Annotated in this window: 6 protein-coding genes; 4 read left to right on the forward strand and 2 right to left on the reverse strand. The window is 36.4% G+C overall.

Annotated elements, in window-relative coordinates; genetic code table 11:
- Window positions 1-349 precede the first annotated feature (349 nt).
- Together ADJ83_RS21590 and ADJ83_RS21595 are read right to left on the reverse strand one after the other, a co-directional pair.
- The gene (locus ADJ83_RS21590; RefSeq protein WP_048717475.1) at window positions 350-1,696 is read right to left on the reverse strand and encodes an ISLre2 family transposase; all 1,347 of its coding nucleotides are present in this window, start codon (window positions 1,694-1,696) and stop codon (window positions 350-352) included.
- 184 nt (window positions 1,697-1,880) lie between these two features.
- Complete coding sequence (locus ADJ83_RS21595; protein ID WP_031539538.1) at window positions 1,881-3,098, reverse strand: MFS transporter; 1,218 nt, start codon at window positions 3,096-3,098, stop codon at window positions 1,881-1,883.
- Between the two features lie 487 nt (window positions 3,099-3,585).
- Here ADJ83_RS21595 and ADJ83_RS21600 point away from each other — a divergent pair, with 487 nt between their 5' ends.
- The 4 genes from ADJ83_RS21600 (at window position 3,586) to ADJ83_RS21615 (ending at window position 7,631) form a co-directional block, all read left to right on the forward strand.
- Complete coding sequence (locus ADJ83_RS21600; protein ID WP_031539540.1) at window positions 3,586-4,932, forward strand: aspartate kinase; 1,347 nt, start codon at window positions 3,586-3,588, stop codon at window positions 4,930-4,932.
- 330 nt (window positions 4,933-5,262) lie between these two features.
- Window positions 5,263-6,072, forward strand: a complete 810-nt coding sequence (locus ADJ83_RS21605; RefSeq protein WP_031539541.1) for a basic amino acid ABC transporter substrate-binding protein — start codon at window positions 5,263-5,265, stop codon at window positions 6,070-6,072.
- A gap of 195 nt (window positions 6,073-6,267) precedes the next feature.
- A complete protein-coding gene (locus ADJ83_RS21610) occupies window positions 6,268-6,924 on the forward strand; it encodes an amino acid ABC transporter permease (RefSeq protein ID WP_031539543.1) in 657 nt (218 codons plus the stop codon).
- Complete coding sequence (locus ADJ83_RS21615) at window positions 6,921-7,631, forward strand: amino acid ABC transporter ATP-binding protein (RefSeq protein WP_048719071.1); 711 nt, start codon at window positions 6,921-6,923, stop codon at window positions 7,629-7,631. The genes ADJ83_RS21610 and ADJ83_RS21615 overlap by 4 nt, the downstream gene beginning before the upstream one ends.
- The last annotated feature ends 231 nt before the right edge of the window (window positions 7,632-7,862 follow it).

The raw sequence follows: 7,862 nt of genomic DNA on the forward strand, positions 1-7,862 counted from the left end.
GTTTGAGTCAAGTATTTGTGGGAGAAATTTTTTATCGTCGGAATTTCTCTCTTTTTCAGTGTGTTTGCTATCTCTATTGTTAACGCTTTCTATACTTACTCTATTTATAGTCAGGCTGTTTTCGTAAAATTTTTTGGGATCAATAGACCGTTCCTTTCCGCTACAGGCACTTGCTTTCCGCGGGGAGGAAGTCGAGCCTCCTCGCCGTTCCGGCTGTGGGGTCTCGACCTTTCCTCTATGTCCCGCAGGAGTCAAGTGCCTTTCGCTCCAATCCACTCTGCGTTTTCTATGTTGTTAAAATCCATAACCTTTTAGAATACAGTTTACAGTTAAACGTCGACAATCCTTTTTAAAATCCTTGTAATGCTTTTAACGCATGATATAGTGGCTTTCCTGTTGTTTGACTCAAATAGGCAATGTTTTGTCTTGTTGCCTGTCCTGCTGTTTTGGTTAGTTTTTCACGGTAGTATTTTGGTTTTATATGATTTGATTCCTTCTCTTCCAATCGTTTCGTCATTGTTCCGATCAGTGTTTTAATATCTAATCCATCTTTTAAGCCAACCATGAATCGAATAAATGCATCTATTCCTTTTTCACTCCATGCCCTTCCGTTTTTCAGACGCTTGGCAAACACACTCATGGTTCCTTCTGCGCTGCCCATCGGACGCATATCACTCGTATCTATTCCTTGTTCCTGTAACCAAATTCTATAGTCTCCAAGTGCCTCGGGATATGGAGAAAGCTGGTTAATTAATGCTTCTAATCGTTCTTCTTTTTTCTCTGTATCCAGGGTCGCCACTGCACTATTTAACTCTACTAATAATCCCTCTCCATCATACTTAGCTAGCTTTTTTCGTATCGCTTTATATCTAGGATGTTCTTTAAAAATACGTTGGATTTCTCGAGCTACGTGGAATCTGTCTATCGTGAAAAAAGCTTTCTTTTGAAAATACTCTCTGCACGCAGTTATCCAACTAGCTCCGTCCCCATTGATAGCTAAAAGATGAGTAGTTGGATCGTAATGATACGTATCCATTAAAAATTGTTCTAACTCTTCCCAGAAAGGTGCTTCTGCTTTATGAATAAAATGCCGTTTTCCCACAAGACTGGCTCTCTTTCCATTCATAGACCAACCTTCATGGATAGCTGCGATCTTTTCTTCTCGTCCGCGCTTCTTACCACCTTGCCGTTTAATAAATAAGCCATCTACTTCGATAAATAATACCTTTCTTTTTGGTTCGATTGGCAAGCTCGGTACAACTTCTGTTTGTAATAAATGTTGACGAATCGCTTCATGACTAGCTACAGAGTATCCAAGTAATTTTTCTAACGTAGAAGATGCATGTCTGTATGATGGCCCAGTAACCGCCAATTCCATCGCCATTTCTTCCACAACTGGACTAAATCCTTTACCGCCCTCAAACTGTAAATATTGATCTAATAAATAGACATATTTGTTGCCGATACGATCCCAATAGTAATTTCGCTTAATTGAAACAGATCCAAATAAGGTGTCCATCTGAATCGCTCTCTTATCTTTGAGTTGATATCTTCCTTTATCTCGTTGTTCAGCTATTTCTCTGTCATACCCAGTTAACAGCTCCTCGAGAACTTCCGAAAAAGTTTCCTGTAATGTTTTAAATAAATCACTTTCTATTTCTTTTAATGTAGGTAGTTTTATGGTATTTTGTTTCATAGGGACTTTCTCCTTTTGTATGTTTTGTCCGCAAACACTACTATACAAAAAGAAAGTCCCTTTTTCTTTATTTTTGCTCATACTACCGCGCTTGCGTTTGGTTGGCGGTCTAACGACCACCAACCAAACCAGAGGGTAAATTATTTTCTACCCACAAACATTTTACTCATACTACATTGGGATGTTAAGAAATCGACTGTTTCGATAACTTAGGATGTCGATGCATCATTGCAAAAAGAAAAATACCGCTTGCTAATAAGAGAAAGCTGGTTGAAAAGAATACCATGGAGAAACCAAAATTACCAGCGATTATTCCACCAAGAGCAGGGCCGATAATATTTCCGAGAAAACGGAGACTTGTTTCATACCCCATTACTTCTCCTTGCATGGCAATTGGTACTTCTTGACGAATATAAGCTATACGTACTGGAACCATTCCACCAATCGCTACACCAAGAATAAAGCGGATAATAAGTAATTGCCAGTATTGATTAACAAATCCCCCTGGAAAATAAATGATCCCAGCAATAAATAAGAGAATAACAAGTACTTTCAGATGACCTGAGCGATCTCCCATTTCTCCCCATTTCCTTGCCATTAGCAAGTTACCTAATCCTGCTGCTGAGAAAGCTAATCCAGCGAAAAAGGCAATGTTCTCAGGTCCGTGCAAGTCACTGACATATAGAGAAAGAATTGGTTGGATACTAAAATGGGCAATTTGAATAAAAGCCGAGATAAGTAGTACGGTGATGAAAACAGGATTCTTAAGAATATGGGCTAATACCTCTTTGCTTGTATAACTGCTTTTCGTACCCTTTTGAACAGGGAGAACAAATTCTTTCGTCGTAAATACTAGAATGGCAGAAATAAAGATTGCAAGTGAGGTAAATCGGAAAGTCGCTCCATAGCCGAAGCTATCTGCTAAGACGCCTCCAAGCAATGGACCAATCAATGCCCCTGTAATACTTCCTGTTTGTAATGTTCCTAACACTTTTCCCGCAACTTTTTTTGGTGTTTGAGTGGAGATAAATGCTTGAGACATTGGGATAAAGCCAGTAAAAAATCCTGTGAAGAACCGAAGAATAAAAACTTCCCATACAGAATTAGCGAAACTCATAAGAAATATCGATATACCAAGCCCGATTGCCAAGATGATAAGAATTGTTTTTCTGCCAAACTTATCGCCAATTTTTCCCCAGATTGGCGAAAATAAAAACGCTGCTACAAAGGTGACAGAGAAACAAAGTCCTGACCAATGTTGAACAAATTCTGGCGAATATTGACCAAAGGATTCAATATAAAGCGATAAAAATGGGAGAACCATGGTCATACAGGCACTTATAAAAAAGTTGGCAAACCACATGATTCCTAAATTGCGTTTTGAATATTGTTGGTTTTCCATTTTGTAAAAACACTTCTTTCTAATATAGTAGAAAATTTTTCATTAAAGGCCTCCTCCATCTAGGATGGAAAGAGAATTCGAAAGGAAGGACGAGGAGATTGTAAAAAACAGCACAAACAATTTCGCTTAACTAAATATTAGTTTAACGTAAAATTTACATAAAAGAAAGTATTTTGGATGTTTTTTTTCAACAGATGTTCGATGTTTAATAAAAGAAGAAGAGGTATCTATCAAGAAAAGACTGTAATGTAGTGGTTGTAGAGTTGCAAAGGAGTGAATAATTAACTGAAATTACCAATGGAGGATTTTCATACTTTTTTATTGGAATTCTTGTGAAAAATAATTAAAATGCATTTGTTTTTCTAGAGTATACAAATGTATTTTTAGAAAGGATAGCACTTGATTATTTAGTGTGAAATAGTGATAATAGCGATAGTGAATAATTTTGAAAATTATTACTATTTAACAATTAGTGGGAGTTGTCGAAATGAAGGTTGTCAAATTTGGGGGTAGTTCATTAGCTACGGGGAATCAATTGGAAAAAGTATTGCAAATAGTTAAAGCAGATAAGGAGAGAAGGATTGTTGTTGTATCTGCACCTGGAAAAAGATATGAAGAAGATACGAAGGTTACAGATTTATTAATCCAATGCGCAACAGCTGTCATAAATGGGGATAGCCCTTCCCCTTATTTAGAGGAAGTGTTAGCCAGGTATGCAAATATTGCCAAAGAATTGGATCTTTCCAGTGATATCATAGCAAATATAAAACGAGATTTATTAGAACTAATAAATAATTCCGCTGATAAAGATGCTTTTATGGAAGCGATGAAAGCTAGTGGCGAGGATAATAATGCAAAATTAGTTGCACACTTTTTTAAAGATAGAGGATTAGATGCAATCTATGTTAGTCCGAAAGAAGCGGGCTTAATTGTAAGTGATCATCCTGGAAACGCTCAGGTGCTTGCTGAATCATATGATCGACTATTCACTTTAAGGGAACAAAAGAACATTATTGTTTTCCCAGGCTTTTTTGGATACAACGAATCAGGAAAAGTTGTTACTTTTTCAAGGAGCGGCTCCGATATAACTGGTGCGATTCTTGCAAATGGAGTGAAGGCGGATTTATATGAAAACTTCACAGATGTTGATGCAGTATACTCCGTCAATCCTTCCATTGTTAAACAGCCAAAAGAAATAAAGGAGTTAACCTATCGGGAAATGCGTGAATTGTCTTATGCTGGATTTTCTGTATTCCATGCGGAAGCACTTATACCGGCTTACCGTGCAGGAATTCCTGTACAAGTAAGAAACACGAATAATCCTTCAGCACCAGGAACAAGAATTGTTGCATCAAGAAGCAATACAAATGGACCGGTAGTTGGAATTGCTAATGATAAGGGATTTTGTTCTATTTATATTAGTAAATACTTAATGAATCGTGAAGTTGGCTTTGCAAGAAAAGTCCTATCCATATTAGAGGAGTATCATATTTCTTATGAACACATGCCGTCTGGGATTGATGATTTAACAATTGTTTTGCGTCAGGATCAATTAACTGGAAAAAGCGAACAAGAAATATTAGCAAAAATTTCCGATGAATTACATGTAGATGAGATAAAGGTAGAGCATGATTTAGCACTTATCATGCTTGTAGGAGAAGGCATGCGTCATAATGTTGGTACAAATGCCCGTGCATCTAAAGCACTTGCAGAAGCAGGAGTAAATATTGAAATGATAAACCAAGGATCATCAGAAGTAAGTATGATGTTCGGCGTGAAAGAAACAGTCGTAAAAAAAGCGGTAAAGGCAATTTACGAAGAATTTTTTCAATAATTTAACGCGGAAATGATAATGCTATAGCAAAGAAATATTAGAGGATGCAGGGAAAAGAATAGGAAAATTTTTTGAAAAAGAAGAAGTTCAACTTTCAAATCTTTATTTGAAAAGGGGCTTCTTCTTTTAATTTATGTCTATTATTCAAATCTTGAGAAATTTTAAAAAGTTTTCTTGTATATAAATTAACAAAAAGTTATAATAAATGCATTACAAAAGATAGATATATTAAGATAAGATTGGTTATGGAAGAGTTTTTTTATCTGTTATTATCGGAAAATTCTATATTATATAAATATAAAATTTTACATCAAAAGAGGGGGAATTACATTGAAGAAAAAAGGGTATTTATTTGCTTTATTTATGTCGATAGTACTAGTTCTAGCTGCATGTGGTACAAGCTCAGAAAAATCAAATAGTGATGAAGAAGGCAAAAAGAAATTGAGAGTAGTAACCGACGCGGCCTATGCACCATTTGAATACATGGATAAAGACAAGATTATAGGTTTTGATGTGGATATTTTCACTGCTGCTGCAAAAGAAGCAGGATATGATTTTGAAATTGTTAATGTTGGATGGGATCCTGTTTTTGCGGAATTAGAAAATGGAACAGCAGATGTAGGTTTATCTGCCATTACGATTAACGATGACCGATTAAAATCTTATGATTTCTCTATTCCTTATTTTGAAAGTACTAATAAAATTTTAGCTCCAGAAGGAACGGATATTGAAAAAGCTGCTGATTTGGTAGATAAGACAGTAGCAGTTCAAGCAGGAACAACAGGTGCAGATGCAGTGGATGCACTATTAGGAAATGGCAATGAGAAAGTGAAAAAATTTGAGAATAATAATTTAGCTATTCTTGAAATGAAAAATAATGGTGCAGATGCAGTTGTTGCAGATAATGCAGTACTAGAAACCTATGCTAAAAATAATCCACAGGATAACTTTACGGTTATTGAAGATAAGGAAGGATTCGAATCTGAATATTATGGTTTCATGTTCCCTAAAGGAAGCGAAATTGTGGAGGATTTAAGCGAAGGGCTTAATGCGATTTTAGATAATGGAAAATATGCAGAAATATATAAAGAATGGTTTGGTCAGGAACCAGATATTGAAAATTTAAAAGCACAACAATAGAAATATTACAGATGAGGAAGGGTACTCAAAAATAGGCATTTCCCCGCTTGAACAATTAGGGAGCACAAATTTCTTCCATATTGTAGCTAAGTGAGGGAAGGTCCTTCTGAGTACCTTTTTTTAAAGAAATTTGAGGTTTTCTATTACTTAAAAAGTAAATGGATAGCAGTAATACTGTTTTTTGGAGGAGAAGTAATGGATTTTAATTTCACGATAATTTGGGAATATGCTGATTTATTTAAAAAAGGTATATTAGTAACCATTCAATTATCCTTATATGCAATTGTGTTTGGGACCATTTTAGGATTATTAATTGGTCTTGGTAAAATAGCAAAAAATCAGTGGATTTCCCTTCCGTTTCGCTGCTATATTGCGGTTTTCCGTGGAACGCCCCTTTTTGTACAAATCTTAATTATTCATTTTGGGTTCATCCCGTTATTCTTGAACACTACAAATGCTATGGTAGCAGCAATAGTCGCATTATCGCTAAACGCGGCTGCTTATATTGCAGAGATTTTTCGAGCCGGAATTGAATCTATTGACCGCGGACAGATGGAAGCTGCAAGGTCTTTAGGAATGACCCATGTACAGGCAATGCGCTACATAATCCTGCCACAGTCAGTAAAACGAATGATCCCACCACTTGGCAATGAATTTATCGTTTTGATTAAAGATTCCTCTTTAGCAGCGGTTATAGCTGCACCGGAGTTAATGTATTATGCAAGGCTCATGATGGGGCAATATAATCGAGTTTGGGAGCCATATTTAACAGTAGCTGTTATATACCTAGTTCTAACTTTAACATTAAGCTTCTTCTTAACTCGTTTGGAAAGAAGGTTGAAAACAGAATGATTGTTGTAGATAAATTGAAAAAGTCTTTTGGAAATAATGAAGTATTGAAGGATATTAGTATAACGATTAACCCTCAAGAGGTAGTTGTTATTATTGGCCCTTCTGGATCTGGAAAGTCTACTTTTCTACGTTGTATCAATTTATTAGAGAGTATAACAGATGGGACCATTCACATTAAAGGGAAGAATATTACCGATAAGACAACTAATATTAATGAAGTTCGTAAGGATGTAGGCATGGTATTTCAACAGTTTAATTTATTTCCCCATAAAACGGTTCTGCAAAATATCATGATTTCTCCAATGAAGGTAAAGAAAGTATCGAAGGAAAAGGCACTGGCGTTATTAAAGAAAGTGGGCTTAGAGGATAAAGCAAAAGTATATCCTGATTCCCTTTCAGGTGGACAAAAACAGCGTGTAGCAATTGCAAGAGCTTTAGCGATGGAACCAAGTATTATGTTATTTGATGAGCCTACATCTGCCCTAGATCCAGAAATGGTAGGAGAGGTATTGGAAGTAATGAAGGATCTTGCAAAGGAAGGAATGACAATGATTGTCGTAACACATGAAATGGGATTTGCTAGAGAGGTTGGCGACCGAGTTATTTTTATGGATGGAGGATATATTGTAGAAGAAGATACTCCAGTAAAGCTATTTAGTAATCCTAAGGAAGAGCGAACAATATCCTTCTTAAGTAAAGTCTTATAGGAATTTACGAAAGAGGCTGGGACATAAACATTTCATCTAGTAATAAACGCGAACAATTATGTGATTAATCCGCATGATTATTCGCGTTTTTGTTTTAGAAATAGGTTTAAAAACGAAGTGAAATGGAGTGGAGGACGCTCGACTCCTGCGGGAAATAGAGGAAAGGCTGAGACCCCGCAGCGCATGGGAGGAGGCTCAGCTTCCTCCCCGGCGCATCGTGCGTCTGTAGCG

The sequence above is a fragment of the Bacillus sp. 522_BSPC genome, from assembly GCF_001076885.1.
Lineage (GTDB): Bacteria > Bacillota > Bacilli > Bacillales > Cytobacillaceae > Niallia > Niallia hominis.

Coding starts and splice junctions, on each gene's coding strand:
- ADJ83_RS21615 (WP_048719071.1), top strand. CDS start 6,921: ATGATTGTTGTAGATAAATTGAAAAAGTCTTTTGGAAATAATGAAGTA.
- ADJ83_RS21610 (WP_031539543.1), top strand. CDS start 6,268: ATGGATTTTAATTTCACGATAATTTGGGAATATGCTGATTTATTTAAA.
- ADJ83_RS21600 (WP_031539540.1), top strand. CDS start 3,586: ATGAAGGTTGTCAAATTTGGGGGTAGTTCATTAGCTACGGGGAATCAA.
- ADJ83_RS21595 (WP_031539538.1), bottom strand. CDS start 3,098: ATGGAAAACCAACAATATTCAAAACGCAATTTAGGAATCATGTGGTTT.
- ADJ83_RS21590 (WP_048717475.1), bottom strand. CDS start 1,696: ATGAAACAAAATACCATAAAACTACCTACATTAAAAGAAATAGAAAGT.